Genomic DNA, 20,481 nt, shown 5'->3' with positions numbered 1-20,481 from the left:
AATGGACACCACTGGTCCCAGGCGTCACCGCTGGTTAGCCGAGCGTGCGGTCTGCCGGACCGTCGTAGTTGTCCGGACCCTGCATCGACAGGTCCAGCGGCTGGACCATGTGCGAGTTCGACGAGGCGCGCCAGCCCTTCTCCCTGGTCATCTCCTCGATCGAGTGCGCGCACAGCGACAGCGACCTGCACACGATGAACAACGCCTTGAGCTGCGGCGGCTCGTAGCCCATGTCGAGGCCGATGCAGCCCATGGCACCGGGGCCGTTGATCCAGATCCGGCGGCCGAAGACCGCCTCGGTGGCGTCCTCCATCGCGCGGGCGATCGTGACGTACCGGCCGGTGACGCCGAGTTTGTCCGACAGCTCCATCAGGCGGACCGTGCGCGGGTCGCGGATGTGCTGGGCGTGGTGGAAGCCGGGCATGCGCTCCTTGACCGCGCGCATCTCGGCGACGACCTTCGCGGCGGCCTCGGTGTCGGCGATGCCCTCCGCCTCGGCCCGCGCGGCGACCTTGAGGAACAACTCGGCCGGGCGGTCGGCGGTGCCGTGCAGGCGGCCGATCCCGGCGACTCCGGCGGCCACGGCGGAGTTGAGCTCGGCGCCGCCGCTGGTGGCGAAGCGGACCGTGGCCGAGGAGGGGGACATCGCGTGCTCGGCCATGTTCACCATGATCGCGTCGGTCATCCTGCCGACCTCGGGCGTGGGCAGCTCACCCTTCAGCACCAGGTGGAAGTGCTCGGCGAAGGAGATGTTGCCGGTCAGCTCGTTGACGTCGTAGCCGCGTACGACGATGCGGTCCTTGTTCTTCCACGCGATCGCCGTTTCCCAGGCGAAAGGCTTCTTGTCGGTCAACGGGGTTTCCTCTCTGGGAAGTACACACATGCCGGGTCGATCTCCTCGCGCAGGAGGCGGATCTCCTCGGGGTCCGGCGGGACCACAAGGTCCAGCGATTCACTAAATTTCGGGACAAAACCGGTGTGCTCGAGTACGGCGTCCGCCGTCGCACCCGGCATCAGCGCCGTGACGGTGAGGGCGGAGTCCTCGGCCTCCATCACGCACAGATCGGTGACGACCTTGACGCGCAGGGGGCCGAGCCCGGCTTTGGCGCGTTCCCCCGGCCCGCCCAGGAATCCCGGGCTGGTGATGTAGTCACACCGGGCCGGGAACCGCCGCCTTTCATGATTTGTCAGGATGACGACCTGCGAGCAATGGCTGGCGATGTCGTTCGCCCCGCCGCTGCCCGGCAGCCGCACCTGCGAGCCGTCCGGCCTGGGGACCCAGGTGGAGTTGATGTTCGCGTACTCGTCCACCTGCGCGCCGCCCAGGAACCCGGTCCTGACCAGCCCCCGCTGCACGAGCCCGCCAAGCGCCTCGAACAGAGAGCCGTGCCGGGCGGCGCCGCGCATCAGCCTCGGGTCCACGACCGAGACCGGGGTGGGCACCACCTTCGGGAACACCACCCCCGACTCGATGACCAGTTTGGCCTCGGGGGCGTGCGTCTTCTGCGCCAGGGTGGCGGCCAGCAGCGGCAGCCCGGTGCCCACGATGACCAGGTCGCCGTCGCGGATCTGCCGGGCGCCCTCGACCACGAGCAGTTCGCGCGGCAGCGCCCCGCCGTCTCCCCGCGTCACGCCGCTCACACCAGTCTCCGCATCTGCTCCACGAGGCCGTCGCGCAGGGCGCCGGACGCGTCGCGGTTCTTGAGGTAGTCGTCGAATCCGCCGCCGAGGTTGGCCGCGATCCACGCGCGCAACTCCCCGTCCCCGGTACGGCCCAGCGCCTGGTACTCCTTGATCTCCGCCTCGGCGAAGTCGTAGGCCCGGTACACGGAGGTCGGGAAGGCGCCGAAGGGCTGCTCGACGACGGCGGTGACGTACGCCTCGGGGATGGTCACCTGCTCGGGCCGGTCGGCGAAGGCACCGGCGGGCAGTACCTGCTCGGCCGAGACGATGGTGACGCGCGCCGCCCGGACCATGTCCACTTCATGCGACGTAACCCCCTCGATCACGATATTTCCGGAAGTGTCGGCGCGATTGGCGTGAATCACCGCCACATCCGGCGTCAACGCCTTCAGCAGCACCACGGGCTTGTTCGTCCACGGATCCACCGACTCGACGGCCACCCCGGAGGTCACCAGGTCCTCCAGCAGATCCGTCCCGAGCAGGCTGCGCGTCGGCAGGAACGGCAGCCCGAGCGCCCCCGCCGCGAACCGCGTGGCCATGGCCAGGTGGGAGTGGTCGCCCACCGACACCTCGCCCCGCTCCACCGCCCGCCGCCAGGCGAACAGCGTGCCGTACCGCTCAAGGTTGCCCGTGCCCTGCTCCGTGCGGGCGACCAGCCCGGACGCGACCAGCATGTCCAGCGGCAGCGACAGGTTGCAGCCCACCACGGTGAGCCCGCCGATCCCCTGCCTGATCACCTCGTGGACCAGCGCCATCGGGCAGCGATTGATGTTCTGGCCTCCCATGCCGACGACCGCGCCGGGTTCGACGAACCGGGACACGGCCTCGGTGGCGGTCAGTAACTTACGCACGCCGACCGCCACTCGGTGTAGAAGTCCCAGACCTGCGGCGAGCACTCGGGCGGGCCGAACTGCGACAGCTTGGCGCCCATGTGCGGCAGGTGCGCGTACGCGCCCACGCCCGGCCGGTTGACGTGCAGCATCCCGGCCTCGAAGCGTTCCAGCGCCTCGAAGATGAGGGCCGGATCCTGGGTGAAGATGGTGCCGCTCATGCCGTACCTGACGGAGTTGGAGATGCGCATGGCGTCGTCGAAGCCGTCACAGTCGACCACGGAGAGTACCGGCCCGAAGATCTCCTCCTGGGCGATCTCGCTGTCCCACGGCACGTCGCGCAGCACGGTCGGCTCGACGTAGAAGCCGTTGCCGGGAGCGCGCCCGCCACCCGCCACGACCTTCGCGCCGGCCTCCTGGGCCGTTCTGATCGCGTCCAGGCAGGCCTGCATGCGCGCCTCGTTGATCACCGGGCCGATGTCGGCGCCGACCTTGATCTGGGCGACTTCGGCGACCAGCTTGTCCAGGAACTGCTCCTTGACCGCCTTGTCCACGACGACCCGTGAGGTGGCGCTGCACCGCTGCCCCGACTGTCCGAAGGCGCCGAACGCCGTGGCCTTCACCGCCTTGTCGAGGTCCGCGTCGGCCAGCACCAGCACGGCGTTCTTGCCCCCGAGCTCCAGCTGGGTGCGCAGCAGGCGGGGCGCCCCGGCGGTGTGGATGGCCAGGCCCACCGGCAGCGATCCGGTGAAGCTGATGCCGGCCACCCGCGGGTGGGAGACCAGCGCCTCACCCGCGGCGATGTCGCCCTGCACGAGGTTGAGCACCCCGGCGGGCACGCCCGCGTCCACGAACGCCTCCACCAGCAGCGCCGCGGTCAGCGGCGTGAACGGCGACGGCTTGAGCACCGCCCCGCACCCGGCCAGCAGCGCGGGCGCGACCTTCCACATCGGGATGGCCAGCGGGAAGTTCCATGGCGTGACCAGCCCGACGACGCCGATGGGCGCGCGGAAGGTGTAGGCGAACGTGCGCGGCTCCTCGGCCGGCAGCGTCTCCCCCTTGAGCCGGCGCCCCTCCCCCGCGGTGAAGTCGAGGATGGCGAGGGCCCGCTTCACCTCGCCGCGAGCCTCCTTGAGCAGCTTGCCCTGCTCGCGGGTGATCGCCTGGGCGAAGTCCTCGGCCCGCTCCTCGATGAGGCGCTCGGCGGCACGCAGGTACTCGGCCCGCTTGATCGGCCCGAGCGCCTTCCACGCCGGCATGGCCGCGCCGGCCGCCTCGACGGCCAGTTCGACGTCGGCGCCGCCGGACTCGGCGAAGTCCCCGATGTGGTCGGAGACGTCGCCCGGGTTGATGTTCGGCCGGGTCTGCCCGCTCTCGGGGGCACGCCATTCGCCTCCGATGTGGTTGAGCAGGTAGCGACTCGGGATCGTCGCCATCGAGTTCCTTTCCTCTCATGGTCTGGTACGGCAAAGCCTCATTGCCAGGGATGTTCCGGACAAGGGGGATAAGCCTGATGCCCCCGATAGGCAGCGGCTATACGCCTCTGCCTATGGCCGCCATAGGCAAATCACACATTGGCCGGGCCGTACACCTGGACTAGACATGCCGAAAGCCACCCCTCTCGATGGCAAGGCGCGAGTTCACCCCGAATTCACCTCCTTGAAGCCCGAGGGATATCCGACATAAGCCAGCATTCGGTGCGAAATCCCTCAGAAGGGTAGATAAAGGATGAAAATTCGTATCGGGGTTGCTCTCGCATCCCTGTTCGCGCTGACGGCCTGTGGCGGAGCGGGCGCGAGTGACTACGACTGGGCCGCCGCACCGGACGCCGCGAAGATCGCCGAGCAGGGCAAGGACCTGCCCACGTACGGCCTGGCCCCCGACTGGGCCAACTACGGCGAGGTGGTGAAGGCGTTCTGCGCCAAGCACAACGGCACCTGCGCCCACAAGGACACCGACATGTCCTCCTCGGAGGAGATCGTCCGCATCGACGCGGAGAAGGCCAATCCCATCGCCACGGCCAGCGACATCGGCCTGATGTGGGGCCCGGTCGCCGAGGCCAAGGGCGTGGTGCCCGCCTACCAGCCGCCGTCGGCCGCCAAGCTCAAGGACTGGCAGAAGGGCAAGGGCGGATGGGTCGCCACCTTCGTCGGCGCGCCCGCCTTCGTGGTCAACACCGACAAGGTCAAGAACCCGCCCAAGAGCTGGGCCGACCTGCTCAAGCCCGAGTACAAGGGCATGATCTCCACCAAGAACCCGGCCTCGTCCGGCACCGGCCAGGCCATGGTCGTGGCCGCCGCGGTCGCCAACGGCGGCTCGGCCGAGAACCTGGCCCCGGCCTACGGATACTTCAAGAAGCTCAAGGACGCCGGCAACCTCAGCGACGTCAAGATGAGCGAGGAGACGCTGGAGAAGGGCGAGGCCCCCATCCAGATCAACTACGACTTCAACGGCATCGCGCAGAAGGCCGCGCTGAAGGAGAAGAACGTCAACGTCGAGGTGATCATCCCGGCCGACGGCTCCGTCTGGTCGCCCTCCGGCCTGATCATCAACAGGTACAACACCAACAAGGGCGACTTCCTCAAGGGCTTCCTCGAGTACGTGCTGTCCGACGAGGCCCAGCTCCTGTTCGCCAAGTTCGGCGCCCGCCCCATCCGCGCCCTGAACGGCGACCTCCAGGTCCCGGCCGAGGCGAAGGCCAACTGGCTGCCGGAAAGCGCGTACGCCCCCGTGAAGGAGATCGAGATCACCAAGGTCAACGTCGAGACGATCGTCGCCGACTGGGAGGCCAAGGTTCTCGCGTGACCTCCCACGTAGAGGGACGACCGGCGATCCTCACGCACCGCTCGTCCCCCCGCAGATTCCTCACCAGGTGGGGACCCGCGCTGCCCCTGCTGCTGTTCACGGCGGCCACGCTGGTGCTGCCCGCGATCATGCTGGTGTACGAGAGCTTCGCGCTGCCGGACGGCGGTCTCGGCTTCGAGCACATCACCAAGGTCGCGAGCAACCCCGTCGACCGCCAGGCCATCGGCGGCTCGCTGGCGCTCGGCGTCGTGCAGGCCACACTGGCCACCGCGATCGGCGCCCCCGCCGCCTGGCTGATCACCCGGATGCGGCTGGGCGGGCGCGCCTTCTGGCTCTCGCTCATGAACGTGGCGTCGAACTTCGCCGGCATCGGCCTGGCCTTCGGCTTCGTCGCGCTGATCGGCTCCACCGGCATGCTGACGCTCATCCTGAAGGCGCTGCTCGGCATCGAGGGCAACCCGTTCCCCTCGACCGGTTCCTTCAACGGCATGAACCTGGTCTACCTGTACTTCAACGTGCCGATGTTCGTCCTGCTCACGCTGCCCGCGCTGAGCGTGCTCAAGAACGACTGGCAGGAGGCGGCCGAGGTCTGCAAGGCCACCCGGTGGCAGTTCTGGCGCCACGTCGGCATCCCGGTGCTGTCACCGTTCGTGATCGCCGGCTGGCTGCTCGTCTTCACCTGGACGATCGGGGTCTACGCCGTCGCGTACGCGGTGGCCGCCTCGCCGGGCTCGCAGAAGCTCATCACTCTGCAGATCGGCACCACGCTGGAGACGTCGGTCTTCGGCCTCGGCCGCGCCGCCGTCCTGTCGGTGCTGCTGATGATCCTGGCCATCGGAGCCACCGTGCTCTACCGGCTCTGCCTCAAGCGCGCCGCGAGGTGGTTGTGACCAGACGCGTCTTCCTCGGCCTGCTGGCCGTCTACTTCGGCCTGCCGCTGCTGGCCGCGCTGCTCTACTCGGTCGCCACGCGGTGGACCGACACCCCGCTGCCCGACGGCTACACGCTGAGCCACTGGATCAACGTCTTCGCCAAACCCGACGTGGTCGGCGCGCTCGGGCGTTCGCTGCTGCTGTCGGCCGTGGTGGTCGTCATCGAGATCGTGCTGGTCGTGCCCGCCGCGTACTGGTCGGTGGTGCACAATCCGCGCATCGGCTCGGTGGTCCAGACGATCGCCGTCATCCCGTTCGCGATCCCGTGGGTGGTCGTGGGGGCGGGCATCCAGCTCGTCACCAAGTCGGTGGCGCCGCAGTTGTTCGGCACGTTCTGGCTGCTGGCGGCCTCGACCGCGGCCATCGCCTTCCCGTTCATGTACCGGGCGGTGGAAAGCTCGCTGCTGGCGGCGGGCGCCGTACAGCTGAGCGAGGCCGCGGCGACGTGCGGGGCGAGCCCGATGCGGACGCTGGTCAAGGTCATCGTGCCGGCCATCCGCGGCGGTGTCGTCTCCGGCGCGCTGCTGGTCATCGCGACCGCCATGAACGAGTTCGCGCTGGCCAAGATCCTCACCGGCGTCAGCTTCGAGACGCTCCCGCTGTGGTCGGCCCGCCAGTTCGTCTCCCGCACGCTCGGCGACCCCAACGCGCTCGCCGTCGTCACCATCTTCACCTTCGGCCTGCTGTTCGCGCTGTCCGCCCTGGTCGTCTGGCTCGGCCGCGGCCGGGTGAGCGCGAGCATGGGAGGGAACACCATCTCATGAGCCATGTCGTACTCGACCGCATCACCAAGCGCTTCTCCGGGCACACCGCGCTCAACGGCGTCAGCGTCCACGTGGAACAGGGCGAGATGCTGGCGCTGCTCGGGCCCTCCGGCTGCGGCAAGACGACGCTACTGCGCTGCATCGCCGGTCTGACCGCCTTCGACAGCGGCCGGCTGACCATCGGCGGGGCCGACATGTCCGGCGTGCCGGTCAGGAAGCGGCCGATCGGGATGGTCTTCCAGTCCTACGCGCTCTTCCCCAACCTCACCGTCCGCGGCAACGTCGCCTTCCCGCTCACCGTGCGCAAGGAGGAGCGCGGGCGCACGAGGGAGCGCGTGGACGAGATGCTCGCCCTCGTCGGCCTCGACCAGCTGGGCGACCGGCTGCCGAACCAGCTGTCCGGCGGCCAGCAGCAGCGCGTCGCGCTCGCCCGCGCCCTGTCGCCCGGCCCCGAGGTGCTGCTGCTCGACGAGCCGCTGTCCGCCCTCGACGCCCAGGTACGCACCCGGCTGCGCGACGAGGTACGCCGCATCCAGCACCAGGTCGGCATCACCACCGTCTTCGTCACCCACGACCAGGCCGAGGCGCTGGCCATCTCCGACCGCGTCGCGGTCATGAACGCCGGCGACATCGAGCAGTGCGGCCCGCCCGCCGAGATCTACACCGCGCCCGCCACCCGCTTCGCCGCCGGCTTCGTCGGCAACCGCAACACGCTCGAACTGTCGGCGGTCGACGGCAGGGTGCGCGCGGGCGGCGCGTTCGACGTGCCCGCGCCGTCGGAGCGCGTCCTCGCCATGTTCCGCCCCGAGGACGTCGAGCTCTCCCGCGAGGGCGAGGGCGCCCGCGCCACCGTGGACGTCACCGTCTTCCTCGGCGCCACCACCCGCGTCTACACGCGGGTCCAGGTCAACGGCAACCCCGCCACGGTCTTCGCCGACATCTCCTCGCGCGCGGCATCCGGCCTCACACCGGGCGACGAGGTCCGCGTGCGCGTCGCCGACGCGCACGTCCAGGTCTTTCCCGCCTGACATTTCCGGTACGGCCCCGCCGGGCGATCACCCGATCGCCCGGCACAAGCACGTCCGGGCACAAGCATGACCCGACGCTCATCCCGATCGCCCGGTCAGCCGTTTCCCGTGGCCAGTACCCACGCCAGCGTGAGCGGAACAGCCGCCCCCACGACCAGGAGCACCAGCACCCGCAGCCACCCCGGCAGCCCCCGCTCCGTCACCACCGCCGCGGCCGCCCCGCTCAGCCCGAACGCCACCACCGCCGACACGCTGTCCGGCACGGTGTCGGTCCACACCGGCAGCACCCACTGCCCCAGCAAGACCAGCGCGACCAGCACCGCGGCCAGCCATCCGGTCGCCGCCGCCCGCGCCACGTTCACCAGCCGCAGCAGGTACCCGGCACCGACCAGCACCGCCGCCGAGATCGCCGCCTGGGACCCGAGCAACGTGACCAGGCATCCCCAGTCCTCACACCCGACGGCCTGGTAGATCAGCTCGACGCTGGCCCACCACACCAGCCCCAGCGCGGCGTAGACCGCCGCCGCCCTCGCCCACCGCCCCCGCATGGCCCCATCATGGCCAATCATCGTGATCTACGCGAGGTCGGCGGCCCGCTTCTCGTCCCAGGTGGCCTCAACGGCCCGGCCCAGCTCGCGCAGCGCGACGGCCCGGTTGGCGTGCACGTCGGCCTGCGGTTCCAGCTCCAGTGCCCGGGTCAGGTCGGCCACCGCACCCTCAAGATCTCCCGTCTCGTAGCGCAGCACACCCCGGTTGGCCCAGGCCGCGGCCAGTTCGGGCGCCGCCGCGACGGCCAGCTCGAACGCCTCGTGCGCGGCGTCGTACCGGCCCGCGGACGTCTCCAGCTGGCCGAGGACCGCCAGCAGGTGCGGGTTGCCCGGCGCCAGCAGCAACCCCGCCGTCACGTCGGTCCTGGCCTCCTCGTCCCGCCCGCCGGCGGCAAGCAGCCCGGCTCGGTTGATGTAGGCGTCGAGGTAGCCGGGATCCAGCACGATCACGTGGCCCAGGTCGGCCAGGGCGCCTTCCTCGTCGCCCTCGGCCAGGCGTAGCTCGGCCCGGTTGTAGTACGCCTCGGGCAGCGGCGGGCCCGCCTCGATCGCCGCTTCGTAGTCGGCCAGCGCCTCGGCGTACCGGCCGAGCCGGAAGCGCAGGTTCCCGCGGTCGACGTAGTAGTCGGGGAAGGCGCGGTCCAGCGCGATCGCCGCGTCGTAGTCCTGGAGCGCCTCACGCGTACGGCCCGCGCCGGCCAGCAACTGCGCGCGGTTGGCCAGCAGCACCATCCGGTGCACCGGGTGCCGCTCCCCCAGTTCCTTGGCCAGCTGGAGCGCCGACTCCACCAGTTCCAGCGCCCGCCCGGCATTGCCGAGGCGCAGCTCCACCAGGGCCAGGCCGTTGCGGTCGAAGCCGAGCTTGAAGGCGCGCTCGACCGGGTCGGGCAGCAAGGTCGAGATGGCGATCGCCTGGTTGAGCCAGGCGCGGGCCCGGCCCAGGTCGCGTTGCGCGGGATCGGGGTGGCGGGCGTCCAGCATGGCGGTGCCGTACGCGGCGGCGGCGTGGACGGCCGGATCCTGGCTCACGCGCCGCACGTGCTCCCACAGCGCCCGCGCCTCCCGGGTACGGCCGAGCCCGCCGAGCGCGGTCGCGGTGCGCTGGGCGAATCGCCACCACAGGGCGCCCGCGGCCGGGGCGCGGTCCATGCCACGCTCGCCCAGTTCGACCACCGCGTGCAGGAACCCCTCCCGCACGCACCGATCGACGACGCGCCACAGCTCCTCGGTGTCGCGCTCGTCGCCGGGATGTTCGGGACCGTCCTCGTAGACGGTGAAGCTCAGCACCTCCGCCGGAACCCTGCGCATCAGCACGTCCAGCAGTTCGGCGTCGGTGGGATCGGCCCATGCCGCGTTGCACACCACGACGGCGCCGCCGGGCGGAGCGGCCGCGCGCACGAACTCCGCCAGTCCGTTGGCGATCCTCAGCGTACGGCGGGGCGCGGGGACCAGGATCCGCTCGTCGTCGGGCAGCTCGGCGTCGAGCGTCACCCGGCGGGCCGGCACCCGGTCGCGAAGACCGGGCGCGGCCGCACGGATCTCGATGTCGTGGGCCGCCACGAGACGTTCGGAACGTTCCATGGCGGCCGGCACGAGGTGGTGCAGAAGCGCTGCCCCGACGGTATAGGGACCATGAGGCAACCGGTGCGCGTCGATCGGCGGCACCAGCAACGCCATGTCGTCCATCCGGGCCGGTGGTGCACCCTGAACCCTGAGATGGGACCTGTTCTCTATCACCCCTGGTGAATGACGCTGGAGGTCCCGGTAAGCTTCGCGGTTCCCGGCTTACGGACGACGATGCGCTTCATGGTGTACCTCTCTAGTTCGGGGTAATTCACCATTATTCGGACACTCCACCGAATATCAAGATTTATAAGGAATAAGCCGGAGGCCAATAGGTTAGAACTTGCTGTGGCTTATTGGCCGTTATTTGTTGATTAGTTGGGCCGAAACCAGCTTGCGGTCGTGACCTTCTGCTGTTCGGCTTCCTCGATGAGCGTGCACAGGCAGCGACCCAGCAAGGTCACCGACTGGCAGCACCCCGGTCCCGTGGCCGAACGTGCCCGGACGATCGCCGTGGCACGCTGGAGCAGGCGGTCGAGGCTCGGCTCTCCGCTGCCCTTGACGGCTCGGTTGTTCCATGGGCACGACTCCCGATCCGCGCAGGCCATCGCCTTGACCGGAACGATGGGCAGCGCCGTACGGTCGAACCTGAGTGGATCGTCGCGCTTGACCCGAAGGTCCGCGAGGACCTTCGCCGCGCGGCGCGAGACCCGCAGCAGCCCCGCGTCGGAGCCCGGCGGGGACTGCTCGGTTTTCGCCGCCTCGCCCGCCATCGGCGGGCCGCCACGGCCGGGCACGACGAGCAGCATCGCCCCCGCCATGAGCCCGCCGCCGATGATCAGGCTCATCCCGACCGGCTCGCTGAACCACAGCACCGCGATCGCCGCCACCCAGAGCGGTTGCGACGACATCAGCACCGCGCTCGGCACCGCCGGAACGTGGATCTGCCCGTAGGAACGTGCCAGGAAGCCCAGCGCGCACGCCACCACGGACAGGTGCGCCAGGATCACCCAGTCGCCCCCGGTGGCCGGGACCACGATCCCGTCCCGCGCCGCGAAGGCGCCGGTGAACAGGCCGATCGTGGCCAGCTGGATGACGGTGACGGCATAGGCGTCGTAGCCCTGCCCGGCCCTGGACACCCGCGCCAGCAGCAGCGTGTGCCCCGAATAGAGCGCCGCCGCCCCGAGCGTGACGACCAGCGCGACAATGGATAGCTCGTGGTCCTCGGCCCCGCTCAGCAGGGTGAACACCGTCATCCCCGCCATCGCCAGCGCCACTCCTATCCACACCCGCGTCGGGACGCGGACCCGGAAGAGCGCCAGCGCGAGGAGCGGCGTGATGATCACGCTGCACCCCACCGCGAAGCCGGACACCGAGGAGGGCAAACTCTCCAGCGCGACCGCCTGGGCCGTCTGCCCCACACCGAACATCACCCCGAGAACGATCGCGTTGATCCAGGTGGACCGCGAAAGCCCCCGCAGACACCCCGGCCGGAGGAGAACGAGAGTGATCGCCGCGATGGTGTATCGCTCGGCGAGCAGATCCTCCACTGGTAACCGGTGAATGAGGTCCTTCATCAGCGGAAACGCCGACCCCCAAGCGGCGCTGACGAACAACAGAAGCACGGCTCCCAGGAGGGGTCGGGGAGCGGGCACGCCTGCCATGGGAAAAGCATGGCACTACAATCAGCAGCCGCCGGTGTACAGCCCGGAGCTGGTGATGCTCCTCTACCACTCGGAGTGAAGGGCCTCACTCACGGACCCGCACACCCCTACCCGGCCCCTTCGACGAATCGTCCATTCCCCACAATTCCCTCGCCCACCTTGGGCATCTCTTCCCAGGCGCCCCGGGACGTGGAAAGGGCGCCAGTGGTGACTGGCGCCCGGAGAAGGACGGATCAGCGGTCAGCGACGGCCGCCGAGGTGAGGCGCTTCTCGATGAACACGACGGTCAGCGACCCCACGCGCCGCCGCGAGACCTCCTGCCACCCCAGCGCGAAGTACAGCGCCAATGCGGCCTTCTGGTTGAGCGTGGTGTCGCCCTGGACGCTGTGGAAGCCGAGCTCCAGCGCCCGCGCCTCCAGGGCCTGCACCATGGCCCGGCCGAACCCACGCCGCTGGAACTGCGGATGCACCCGCAGACGGCACATCTCGGCCATGCCGGCGTCGACGGGCTTGATGCCGCCCATGGCCACGACCCGGCCGTCGACCTCGCCGACGAGGAAGTCACCGCCGCAGGCCAGGTAGATCTCCTGGATGCGCGGGAAGTCGTCGTCGTAGTAGACGCCGTCGCCCGGCACCAGGCCCACCTCCGCGAGGCAGATCCGGTGCAGAGCGAGGATCGTGTCAAGGTCAGACCAGCGGTAGCGCCTGATCTTCAGGTTCATGCACCATTGCTCCCTTCCCCGACGGGTGCCTTGAAGAGCTGACTCCGGTAGCCCGGCAGGTCGGGGTGGTTGGGTTCCTTGGCTCTCACAGACTGCTCCAGCTGCAGAGCGGGCCGCATGACGAGTTCGGTGCGGTACTCGTCGCTCAGTTTCGTGAGAGCGGCCGTGCCTATCTTGAGGGCTTCGTCGACATCGCCCTCGATCAGGCGGCACTGCGCCTGGTCCAGGCGGATGAGCGTCTGGTCGAGGATGTGGTCGGAGTACTTGTCGAGCGCCTGGCCGAGGACGACCTCCGCCTCGAGCGTCTGCCCGAGCTTGGTGAGGACGTCACCCTGGTAGAAGTAGAGCTGCTTCTCGGTGTAGCCGAAGGCGACGTCTTCCTGCTCGTGCGCCTTCATGTGGGCGAAGGCCGTCCTGGCTCGCGTCAGCGCGCGCTTGGCCTGGTCGACGATCTCCTTCTTGCTGTCGGTGCCGGAGATCATGGCGAGCGCGCGGGCCTCGACGACCGGCGCCATGGCCTGCGCCGCGCAGGACGTCTGGCCGGCCAGGTCGCGGCTCTTCTTCGCGAGGTTGAGCGCTTCGCGGGCGTCGCCGTAATAGAGGGGTACGAGCGCTTCGCGAGCGGTGACCCACGCGCGCAGGGCCCGGTCGCCCGTCTCGTCGGCCGCGGTGCGGCCGGTGCGGAAGAAGGACCGGGCCAGCCGGTGGTCGCCCAGGTTGATCATGATCATGCCGCTCAGCCCGGCGAGCTGGGCGGCCATGCGGCACAGCCGTTCCTGGAGGTCGATCGGCTGCCTGCGCGACATCGCGGCGCGCACCGCGCTCAGCTCCAGCAGCACGTCACACAGGAGCCGCAGCGGGGCGGTCGTGGTGTACTGCCGGCCGAACGCGAGGGTGGCGTCCTCCCACTGGTCGAGCATGGCGGCGGAGACGGTGGACGAGACCAGCATCTCGTCCATCCGTCTCCTGATGCCCTCGGCGGCGCCGATGATCTGGGCGTCGAGCTTGAGCGACGTGTCGCCGCGCAGCAGCGTTAACAACGTCCTGCGCATGACGTTCTCGTGCTCTTCGCCGGCCTCGTCGGTGGGCTCGGACGAGGAGGCCGGGACCCAGATGTCGCGCGGGCGGTCGATCTCGATGGTGTCGACGACCTCGCTGCGGACCACGCCGGGCATCCGGTGCCCGTGGCCGCAGATGCAGGGGCCGTCGTAGCCGAGCGACTTGGGCTCGACCCGGTAGACGCTGCACAGGTAGTGGAGGTATTCGGGTCCGGGCCGCTTGAGCCCGCTCTCGTACGCCGACAGCAACGTCTCACCGATGCCCGGCGGCGGCTTCTCATCTCGCTCGAACAGGGCGCGCACCTGCTCGATGACGTCGGCCAGCGCGATGCCGTGGCTCAGGCGATGACCTTTGATCTTGGTCGTCCCGAACTGTGGCTCACAGGCTTCGTGGATCTCCTCAGCGATCTGGGCAGCGGTACGGCCGGCGGCGAGGCCCTTGGCCCGGATCCGCCGTGCCATTTCCGTTTCCCTGTGCTGTCTGCCGGACATCCCGGCCCCTCTCACACACGTCCCGACGGGTCCGCTACCGCTGACGCAGCGTAGTCCGAAGATAGCACTGCGCCTACCAAGAACTATGGCCCATTAATGACAGGTTGAAAACGTCCTCTTGAAGCTTACGGTTAAGGATCGTCCCCCCGCGGACTGTTTCTTACAACCCACTAGGGAGAAGGTCGCTCCCTGTGCACGGGGGGGCCTCGTTGCGTCACCGGCAGACTTGAGTCATCTTTTGCTCACCAGCAACGATTCAAGGGAGGCATCGAGGTGGGAGGCGACAACGTCGGACACTTGGAGAGGCTCGCGGCGGAACTCTGCGGCCACGGGCTGCTCGCCAGAGTAGTGCGGACGCAGTCCGGCCGGCTCTTCGTACGGGTCATCAATCCAGCGGCCACCAGCCTGTCCGAAAACGTCACCTGCCGGCCGAACGCCGACGTCCCCGACTGGTGGTACTGCTGGTCATGGGGCGAACGGATGCATACGGCCGACGATCCGGCCGGTGCAGCGACCAAGGTCGCACGCGTGCTCGCCGCGGTGGGGGAGTGACCATGCGGTGATCCGGGTGGAGCGCAGCCACCTCGGCTCACCGCGCCCAGCGCGGCCTCTCGGAGCCGGCGGGGTGCCCGGTGCGGAGGGTTTCCGTTTGCGGAATCCTTGGGCATCTCGCCGGTTCCGGCCCTTTCGTAGTCTGCAGACCGCCTTCCGGGTCGAACCGGAGGGTGTATCGGGGGATCCCTCCCGGAGAACGGCACGGGACATGCTTCCGGGTGTGTGTCTCGTCCGAGCCGTCCGTCACCGGAGCGCCAAGCCCGCCCTCCGCGGCCCCGGGCCCTGGCGACCCCGTCTTCCCCGGCGTGATGTGACGGCGGCCGGTTCGGTCGGCGGTATCTTTTGAGGCGATTTGCTCATTAGTGACCGTCGACCGAACCGCATCCGGAGGGGATCCACCTCGTGCTCGTCACGCCACAGCCATCACCATCACCATCCTCCACCGGCTTGACCGACACGATCGACAAGTTCGGCACGGGCATGGCCGACCTCTGCAGCAAGGACACGGTGTTCTGTAGCGGCCTCGCTCAGTTGATGGGCAACAACGGCTGGGCGCCCGTCGTGGCCACCACGATCACGATCGTCCTCATCCTGGTCATCGCCTTCGTCATCAGGAACGTGGCGCACCGCCTGATCGCGCGGGTCGTCAACCGGGCGTCGAACACCACCCCGATCGCCGGTCGCTTCCGCAAGAACGGCGCCGCCACCGACGGCATCGACGCCCTCCTCAACGAACGACGCAAGCAGCGCGCCGAGACCATGGGCTCGGTACTCAAGCACATCGCCTCGATCGTCATCATCGGCACCGCCATCCTGACCGTCCTGGACCGGCTGACCATCCCCATCGCCCCGCTGCTCACCAGCGTCGGCATCCTCGGCGTGGCGATCGGCTTCGGCGCGCAGGAACTGGTCAAGGACTTCATCGCGGGCATGTTCATGCTGCTGGAGGACCAGTACGGCGTCGGCGACGTCGTGGACGTGGGCGCCGCCGTGGGCACGGTGGAGGCGGTCACGCTCCGGGTGACGCGGCTGCGCGACGCCGACGGCCGGGTCTGGTACGTGCGCAACGGCACCATCGCCCGTGTCGGCAACGAGTCGCAGGGCTGGTCGCGCGCCTACGTGGACGTCCCGGTGGCCTACGACTCCGACGTGGCCGCCGTCCGCGAACTCCTGCAGCGGGTCACCGCGGAGCTGTGGGAGGACCCCGAGTACCGCGAGTCGGTGATCGTGGAGGAGCCGAGCGTCTTCGGCGTGGAGCAGTTGTCGGACAGTTCGCTGGTCTTCCGGGTCTCGGCCAAGACGCTGCCGGCCCGCCAGGCGGAGGTGGCCCGCGAGCTGAGGCTCCGGGTCAAGGCCGCCCTGGACGCGGCGGGAATAGCCATCGCCCCCTAACACTTAGGCTTATACCGTGACTGAGATTTCCTTCTATGACGCCGTCGGAGGCGAGGAGACGTTCCGGCGCCTCGTGCACCGCTTCTACGAGGGCGTCAAGGAGGACCCCTTGCTGCGGCCCATGTACCCGGAGGAGGATCTCGCGGGCGCCGAGGACCGGCTGCGCGGGTTCCTGATCCAGTACTGGGGCGGGCCGACGACCTACAGCCAGGAGCGCGGCCATCCGCGGCTGCGCATGCGCCACGCGCCGTTCCAGGTCGACGAGGCCGCGCGCGACGCCTGGCTGCGGCACATGCGCGACGCGGTCGAGGATCTGGAGCTGACCGAGGACCTGGAGAAGCGGCTCTGGGACTATCTGGTGTACGCGGCGCACAGCATGGTGAACAGTCCGACATAGCGGGCATGACACGCCACATGGATATCCCCTGGTGGCGTGATGCCATCGTCTACGAGATCTACGTCCGCAGCTTCTCCGACGCCTCGGGTGACGGTGTCGGCGACCTCCCCGGGATCCGGAAGCGCCTGCCGTACCTCAGAGATCTGGGTGTGGACGCGATCTGGCTGACGCCGTTCTACACCTCGCCGATGGCCGACGGCGGGTACGACGTGGCCGACTACCGTGACGTCGATCCGCTGTTCGGGACGCTGGGCGACTTCGAGTCGCTGGTCTCCGACGCGCACGAGCTCGGGCTGAGGGTGGTCGTGGACATCGTGCCCAACCACAGCTCCGACCGGCATCCGTGGTTCCGGGAGGCGCTGCGGGGCGAGCGGCGCGAGCGCTACCTCTTCCGGGAGGGCGGGGAACTGCCGCCGAACAACTGGCAGTCGACGTTCAGCGGGCCCGCGTGGACGCGGGTGGAGGACGGGCAGTGGTATCTGCATCTGTTCGCGCCGGGCCAGCCGGACTTCAACTGGCGCGATCCCGAGGTGCACGCGGAGTTCCTGGACGTCCTGCGGTTCTGGCTGGATCGCGGCGTGGACGGCTTCCGCATCGACGTGGCCATGGGCCTGTACAAGGCCGAGGGGCTGCCCGACGTCGAGGACCAGTCGTTCACGTCGGTCTCGCCGGTGTGGGGGCAGCCGGAGGTGCACGAGGTGTACCGGCAGTGGCGCAAGGTCCTGGACTCCTACCCCGGCGAGCGGATGGCCGTCGGCGAGGTGTGGACGGACAAGGCGGAGGATCTGGCCCAGTACGTGCGCCCGGACGAGTTGCACCAGAGCTTCAACTTCGCGTGGCTGCAGGCGCCGTGGTCGCCGACCGCGTTCAAGAAGGTGATCGACGAGACGATGGCGACGGTCCCGTTCGCGACATGGGTGCTGTCCAACCACGACGTGGTACGGCATCGCACCCGCTACGACACCGAAGACCCGGGCACCGGCCTCAAGCGGGCAAAAGCCGCATTGCTCACCATGCTTGCCCTGCCCGGTAGTGCATACCTCTACCAGGGGGAGGAACTAGGCCTCCCCGAGGTGAAGAATCTTCCCCCGGAAGCCCGCCAGGACCCGGTCTTCTTCCAGTCCGAGGGCAAGCTCCCCGGCCGCGACGGCTGCCGCGTGCCGATTCCCTGGACCGCCGGCGGCGCCTCGTTCGGCTTCTCCCCCGGCGACGTCAAGCCCTGGCTCCCCCAGCCGGAAGCCTTCGGCGAACTGAGCGCGGAAGCCCAGACCGGGCAGACCACCTCGACCCTCGAGTTCTACCGCCAAGCCCTGACCACCCGCCGTGACCTTGTACGTTCACTGCCATACACCCTGGAGTGGCTGGATTCCCCCGAAGGTGCGCTTTTCTTTACCCGTGGCCCGCTGACCTGCGTGCTCAACTGCGGCCTGGAACCCGTGCGGCTTCCGCCGTACGAGAGCGTGCTTCTGTCGAGCGGCCCGCTCGACGGCGGCCTGCTCCCGCCCGACACGGCGGCCTGGCTCAACCGGCCCTAGAAAGTCCGCGGGCGTCATGGTGAGCCTGATCATGGCGCCCCCCGGTCCCGCTCCGAGCCGACCGGGATCACCGGCAGCGAGGCCAGGCACAGCACCAGCCCGACCCCGAACCCCGCCCAGAACCCCGCATGCGCGATCAGCACACCGAGCAGGGGCGCGGCGACCAGGGCGACGACGTTCTGGATGCCGTTGTGCGTGCCGAGCACCCGTCCCGCCCAGCCGGGCCCTGCCAGTTCCCCCGCCGCCAGGTAGGCCAGGCCGTTGCCTGCCACGGTGAGCACCGCGGCCAGCGCCAGCGTCACCGGCCCCGCCCACGCGATCGCCGCCACTCCAGAGCTCGCCTGCGCGCCGACCAGCAGCGCGAGCACCGCCGCCGTCGTGACCGTGAGGATCCGCAACGGCGCCATCCGCAGCCCGGTCCGGTCCGACCAGCGCCCCACCGCGATCCGCACCACCGCTCCCCCGATGGCCGCCGCCCCGAAAAGCTGCCCCGCGTGCACCGTGTCCCACCCGTAGGTGCCGACGAGGCAGGCCACGCCGTACGTGCTGACCGCGATCTGCGGCACGACGTGCAGCGCGCTCGTGCCGTGCACCCGCCACAACACGCTCTTGCCGTACGGCGAGGCCGCCTGCGGAGCGCTCGCCGCGGCCAGTTCGCGCGGCGGCTCGGCCAGCAGCAACCCGGCCAGGACCGCCGCGACCAGGCAGAACGCGGAGCAGACCAGGAGCACGCCGGACAGCCCGTACGCGCTGGACACCGCGGGCAGCAGGAAGCCCGCCACCGCCATCCCGAGTGTGTAGGAGACCTGCCGCAGCCCCATCGCGACGCCGCGCTCCGGCGGGTCGAACCAGCGCAGCACGATGCGCCCGCCGCCCACCATGGCCGCCGATCCGGCCGCCCCCGCGAGCGCGAGCAGCGCGACGACCGCCCACGCCGCCTGGGCGAACGCCGCCGCCGCCAAGAACACCGACGCCAGCCCGACCCCGGCGCCGAGCGCCACCCGCTCGCCGCGCCGGTCGGCCAGCGCGCCCCAGGCGACGAGGGCGAACAGGACCCCGATGCCGGGAGCGTTCCCGATCACCGCCGCGACGGGCAGCGACACCTGGAAGTCGCGCTGGATGTCCGGCATGACCAGCGGAAGCCCGAAGAGTCCGAGCGTGACACTCGTATGAGCGTTGACGCCGAGTGCCAGCATCCCCCAACGCCTCTTATCGCCCACAACCTCCGATATTTCATGACATGAGGCTGTTTGCGCGAGCCCGTATTACTCCGCGAGATAGCGCTTGAGATAGATGAGCTCGTCCTCCAGCAGCCGGCGGGGAGCCGCACGGTCCACGTCGTAGGCCACGAGCACCGACCGGGCGGTCACGAAGACCTCCTTCTCGTCCCGGATCTCGTACTCCAGCGTGAACCGCACCGGCCGCACCTCGGTCACCCACGTCTCCACGCTGACCGGATCCGCCCGGAACGTGAGCGGCCGCCTGTAGTCGATCTCATGCCGGGACACCACGAGCCCCTTGAACGGCGCGTCTCCGGCACGGTACGGGTCGATGTGCAGCATCCCCAGCCGGGCGTCCTCCAGATAGTCGAAAAACCGCACGTTGTTGACGTGCCCGAGCGAGTCGATGTCGGCGAACCTGACCATCCTCGGGAAGATGTGCCGCTTGGCCGGGGATCTCTTGACCACCCCTCCACGCTATCGACTGTCATCGCGTGGTCATGGGCTGGGGATGCCGTTGCCGTCGAACCCACGTCCGGCCAGCACGTCGTCGAGGCTCACCCGGGTCCCGCCGTGGTCGCCGCCGGACTGGGCGAGCTGGATCAGAACGCCGTGCGCCTCCTTCGGGTGCAGGAACACCTCGCGCCAGCGCGGGTCGCCGACGTTCAGCCCGTGCAGCCGGTACCCCTTCCCGGTCAGCCGGGCCACCGCCGCGTCCATGTCCGTGACGTGGAAGTTGAGGTGATGAACCCCGCCCCTGCCCCGGGACAGCTCGAAGAAGCTGTCGAAGAAGGTCGATCCGGCCAGGGGTTCCATGAGTTCGACCTTGCCGCCTCCGGTGTAGGTGAGCTGCACGGTCCGGTACCCGGCCGCCCGGCTGTCGCCACCGCCGCCCAGGTGCCGTCCGCCCAGAAGGTCCTGGTAGATCGGGAGCAGGTCCCTGATACGGGGGGCGGCCACCGCCGTGTGGTCGAACGTCACGCCGAGGCCGTCAAGATCTTGTTCCAGTCCCACGCTTTGGCTCCTCTCGCGCCATCTAGAATTTGATTCTAGACATGGGCGGGCGGGTGCCGCGCGGCGGGCAGATGTTACGAGACTTTCGGGTGGTCCGCGGGCTTTCAGGTGCTGCCGTTTTAAGGCGCTCCACAGTCTCAGGTGCTCCGCGGGCTTCAGCCGTGACGGCGGGTACCACGTCCGACGTGAGAAGCGATCCCCCCGATCGGCGCGAGCGCACGTCGGCGGGTGGCGTGGGGGCGGCTCCGCCGTAACGGATGGGCCGCGCACGGAGGCAAC

At 69.4% G+C, this 20,481-nt stretch carries 20 protein-coding genes; 8 read left to right on the top strand and 12 right to left on the bottom strand.

Translation table 11 applies throughout. The features are described from left to right. Positions 1 to 34: 34 nt before the first annotated feature. From ACIBKY_RS47125 to ACIBKY_RS47110, 4 genes are read right to left on the bottom strand one after another with little or no spacing between them, the layout of a single operon-like run. A complete protein-coding gene (locus tag ACIBKY_RS47125; RefSeq protein WP_397107841.1) occupies positions 35 to 853 on the bottom strand; it encodes a citrate/2-methylcitrate synthase in 819 nt (272 codons plus the stop codon). Continuing rightward, positions 850 to 1,641 (bottom strand): CoA-transferase subunit beta, encoded by a 792-nt coding sequence (locus tag ACIBKY_RS47120; protein WP_397107839.1) that lies wholly within the window; start codon positions 1,639 to 1,641, stop codon positions 850 to 852. The genes ACIBKY_RS47125 and ACIBKY_RS47120 overlap by 4 nt, the downstream gene beginning before the upstream one ends. Next, complete coding sequence (locus ACIBKY_RS47115; RefSeq protein WP_397107837.1) at positions 1,638 to 2,534, bottom strand: CoA transferase subunit A; 897 nt, start codon at positions 2,532 to 2,534, stop codon at positions 1,638 to 1,640. Before ACIBKY_RS47115 ends, ACIBKY_RS47120 begins: the two co-directional genes overlap by 4 nt. Then, positions 2,519 to 3,949, bottom strand: coding sequence for an aldehyde dehydrogenase family protein (locus tag ACIBKY_RS47110; RefSeq protein WP_397107835.1), 1,431 nt, complete (start codon positions 3,947 to 3,949; stop codon positions 2,519 to 2,521). The genes ACIBKY_RS47115 and ACIBKY_RS47110 overlap by 16 nt, the downstream gene beginning before the upstream one ends. Positions 3,950 to 4,241: 292 nt before the next feature. Here ACIBKY_RS47110 and ACIBKY_RS47105 point away from each other — a divergent pair, with 292 nt between their 5' ends. The 4 genes from ACIBKY_RS47105 to ACIBKY_RS47090 are packed head-to-tail and all read left to right on the top strand — an operon-like array spanning position 4,242 to position 8,042. Then, a complete protein-coding gene (locus tag ACIBKY_RS47105; protein ID WP_397107833.1) occupies positions 4,242 to 5,318 on the top strand; it encodes an extracellular solute-binding protein in 1,077 nt (358 codons plus the stop codon). Next, positions 5,315 to 6,208, top strand: a complete 894-nt coding sequence (locus ACIBKY_RS47100) for an ABC transporter permease (RefSeq protein ID WP_397107831.1) — start codon at positions 5,315 to 5,317, stop codon at positions 6,206 to 6,208. Before ACIBKY_RS47105 ends, ACIBKY_RS47100 begins: the two co-directional genes overlap by 4 nt. Next, complete coding sequence (locus tag ACIBKY_RS47095; protein WP_397107829.1) at positions 6,205 to 7,014, top strand: ABC transporter permease; 810 nt, start codon at positions 6,205 to 6,207, stop codon at positions 7,012 to 7,014. Before ACIBKY_RS47100 ends, ACIBKY_RS47095 begins: the two co-directional genes overlap by 4 nt. Next, positions 7,011 to 8,042, top strand: coding sequence for an ABC transporter ATP-binding protein (locus ACIBKY_RS47090; RefSeq protein ID WP_397107827.1), 1,032 nt, complete (start codon positions 7,011 to 7,013; stop codon positions 8,040 to 8,042). The genes ACIBKY_RS47095 and ACIBKY_RS47090 overlap by 4 nt, the downstream gene beginning before the upstream one ends. A gap of 95 nt (positions 8,043 to 8,137) precedes the next feature. On the opposite strand, the gene ACIBKY_RS47085 is transcribed toward ACIBKY_RS47090, so the two are convergent. The 5 genes from ACIBKY_RS47085 to ACIBKY_RS47065 form a co-directional block, all read right to left on the bottom strand. Beyond that, a complete protein-coding gene (locus tag ACIBKY_RS47085) occupies positions 8,138 to 8,590 on the bottom strand; it encodes a hypothetical protein (protein ID WP_397107825.1) in 453 nt (150 codons plus the stop codon). Between the two features lie 27 nt (positions 8,591 to 8,617). After that, a complete protein-coding gene (locus ACIBKY_RS47080; protein WP_397107823.1) occupies positions 8,618 to 10,276 on the bottom strand; it encodes a tetratricopeptide repeat protein in 1,659 nt (552 codons plus the stop codon). A 251-nt stretch (positions 10,277 to 10,527) separates the two neighbouring features. Further along, positions 10,528 to 11,817 (bottom strand): DMT family transporter, encoded by a 1,290-nt coding sequence (locus ACIBKY_RS47075; RefSeq protein WP_397107821.1) that lies wholly within the window; start codon positions 11,815 to 11,817, stop codon positions 10,528 to 10,530. A 233-nt stretch (positions 11,818 to 12,050) separates the two neighbouring features. Further along, positions 12,051 to 12,539, bottom strand: a complete 489-nt coding sequence (locus ACIBKY_RS47070) for a GNAT family N-acetyltransferase (protein ID WP_379614894.1) — start codon at positions 12,537 to 12,539, stop codon at positions 12,051 to 12,053. After that, positions 12,536 to 14,089 carry an XRE family transcriptional regulator gene (locus ACIBKY_RS47065; protein ID WP_397107819.1) on the bottom strand — a complete coding sequence of 518 codons (1,554 nt, stop codon included), beginning with the start codon at positions 14,087 to 14,089 and terminating at the stop codon, positions 12,536 to 12,538. The genes ACIBKY_RS47070 and ACIBKY_RS47065 overlap by 4 nt, the downstream gene beginning before the upstream one ends. 297 nt (positions 14,090 to 14,386) lie before the next feature. Here ACIBKY_RS47065 and ACIBKY_RS47060 point away from each other — a divergent pair, with 297 nt between their 5' ends. The 4 genes from ACIBKY_RS47060 (at position 14,387) to ACIBKY_RS47045 (ending at position 17,968) form a co-directional block, all read left to right on the top strand. Then, entirely contained in the window at positions 14,387 to 14,641 is a 255-nt protein-coding gene (locus tag ACIBKY_RS47060; RefSeq protein ID WP_397107817.1) for a hypothetical protein, read from the top strand. Positions 14,642 to 15,091: 450 nt separating this feature from the next. Further along, on the top strand, positions 15,092 to 16,036 hold the full coding sequence (locus ACIBKY_RS47055) for a mechanosensitive ion channel family protein (RefSeq protein ID WP_397107815.1): 945 nt from the start codon (positions 15,092 to 15,094) through the stop codon (positions 16,034 to 16,036). Between the two features lie 16 nt (positions 16,037 to 16,052). Next, on the top strand, positions 16,053 to 16,433 hold the full coding sequence (locus ACIBKY_RS47050) for a globin (RefSeq protein ID WP_397107814.1): 381 nt from the start codon (positions 16,053 to 16,055) through the stop codon (positions 16,431 to 16,433). Between the two features lie 17 nt (positions 16,434 to 16,450). After that, positions 16,451 to 17,968, top strand: a complete 1,518-nt coding sequence (locus ACIBKY_RS47045) for a glycoside hydrolase family 13 protein (protein WP_397107812.1) — start codon at positions 16,451 to 16,453, stop codon at positions 17,966 to 17,968. A 29-nt stretch (positions 17,969 to 17,997) separates the two neighbouring features. On the opposite strand, the gene ACIBKY_RS47040 is transcribed toward ACIBKY_RS47045, so the two are convergent. From ACIBKY_RS47040 to ACIBKY_RS47030, 3 genes are all read right to left on the bottom strand, one after another. Further along, positions 17,998 to 19,164: an MFS transporter gene (locus tag ACIBKY_RS47040; RefSeq protein ID WP_397107810.1), complete on the bottom strand. Its 1,167-nt coding sequence runs from the start codon at positions 19,162 to 19,164 to the stop codon at positions 17,998 to 18,000. Between the two features lie 69 nt (positions 19,165 to 19,233). Then, complete coding sequence (locus ACIBKY_RS47035) at positions 19,234 to 19,656, bottom strand: acyl-CoA thioesterase (protein ID WP_397107808.1); 423 nt, start codon at positions 19,654 to 19,656, stop codon at positions 19,234 to 19,236. A gap of 30 nt (positions 19,657 to 19,686) precedes the next feature. After that, positions 19,687 to 20,202 (bottom strand): VOC family protein, encoded by a 516-nt coding sequence (locus ACIBKY_RS47030; protein ID WP_397107806.1) that lies wholly within the window; start codon positions 20,200 to 20,202, stop codon positions 19,687 to 19,689. Between the last annotated feature and the right edge of the window lie 279 nt (positions 20,203 to 20,481).

Source organism: Nonomuraea sp. NPDC050394 (assembly GCF_044459065.1).
Taxonomy (GTDB): Bacteria; Actinomycetota; Actinomycetes; order Streptosporangiales; family Streptosporangiaceae; genus Nonomuraea.
This window is presented reverse-complemented; position numbering and strand designations above follow the sequence as displayed.

Coding starts and splice junctions, on each gene's coding strand:
- ACIBKY_RS47075 (WP_397107821.1), bottom strand. CDS start 11,817: ATGGCAGGCGTGCCCGCTCCCCGACCCCTCCTGGGAGCCGTGCTTCTG.
- ACIBKY_RS47065 (WP_397107819.1), bottom strand. CDS start 14,089: ATGTCCGGCAGACAGCACAGGGAAACGGAAATGGCACGGCGGATCCGG.
- ACIBKY_RS47080 (WP_397107823.1), bottom strand. CDS start 10,276: ATGGACGACATGGCGTTGCTGGTGCCGCCGATCGACGCGCACCGGTTG.
- ACIBKY_RS47090 (WP_397107827.1), top strand. CDS start 7,011: ATGAGCCATGTCGTACTCGACCGCATCACCAAGCGCTTCTCCGGGCAC.
- ACIBKY_RS47085 (WP_397107825.1), bottom strand. CDS start 8,590: ATGCGGGGGCGGTGGGCGAGGGCGGCGGCGGTCTACGCCGCGCTGGGG.
- ACIBKY_RS47045 (WP_397107812.1), top strand. CDS start 16,451: ATGGATATCCCCTGGTGGCGTGATGCCATCGTCTACGAGATCTACGTC.
- ACIBKY_RS47110 (WP_397107835.1), bottom strand. CDS start 3,949: ATGGCGACGATCCCGAGTCGCTACCTGCTCAACCACATCGGAGGCGAA.
- ACIBKY_RS47040 (WP_397107810.1), bottom strand. CDS start 19,164: ATGCTGGCACTCGGCGTCAACGCTCATACGAGTGTCACGCTCGGACTC.
- ACIBKY_RS47105 (WP_397107833.1), top strand. CDS start 4,242: ATGAAAATTCGTATCGGGGTTGCTCTCGCATCCCTGTTCGCGCTGACG.
- ACIBKY_RS47070 (WP_379614894.1), bottom strand. CDS start 12,539: ATGAACCTGAAGATCAGGCGCTACCGCTGGTCTGACCTTGACACGATC.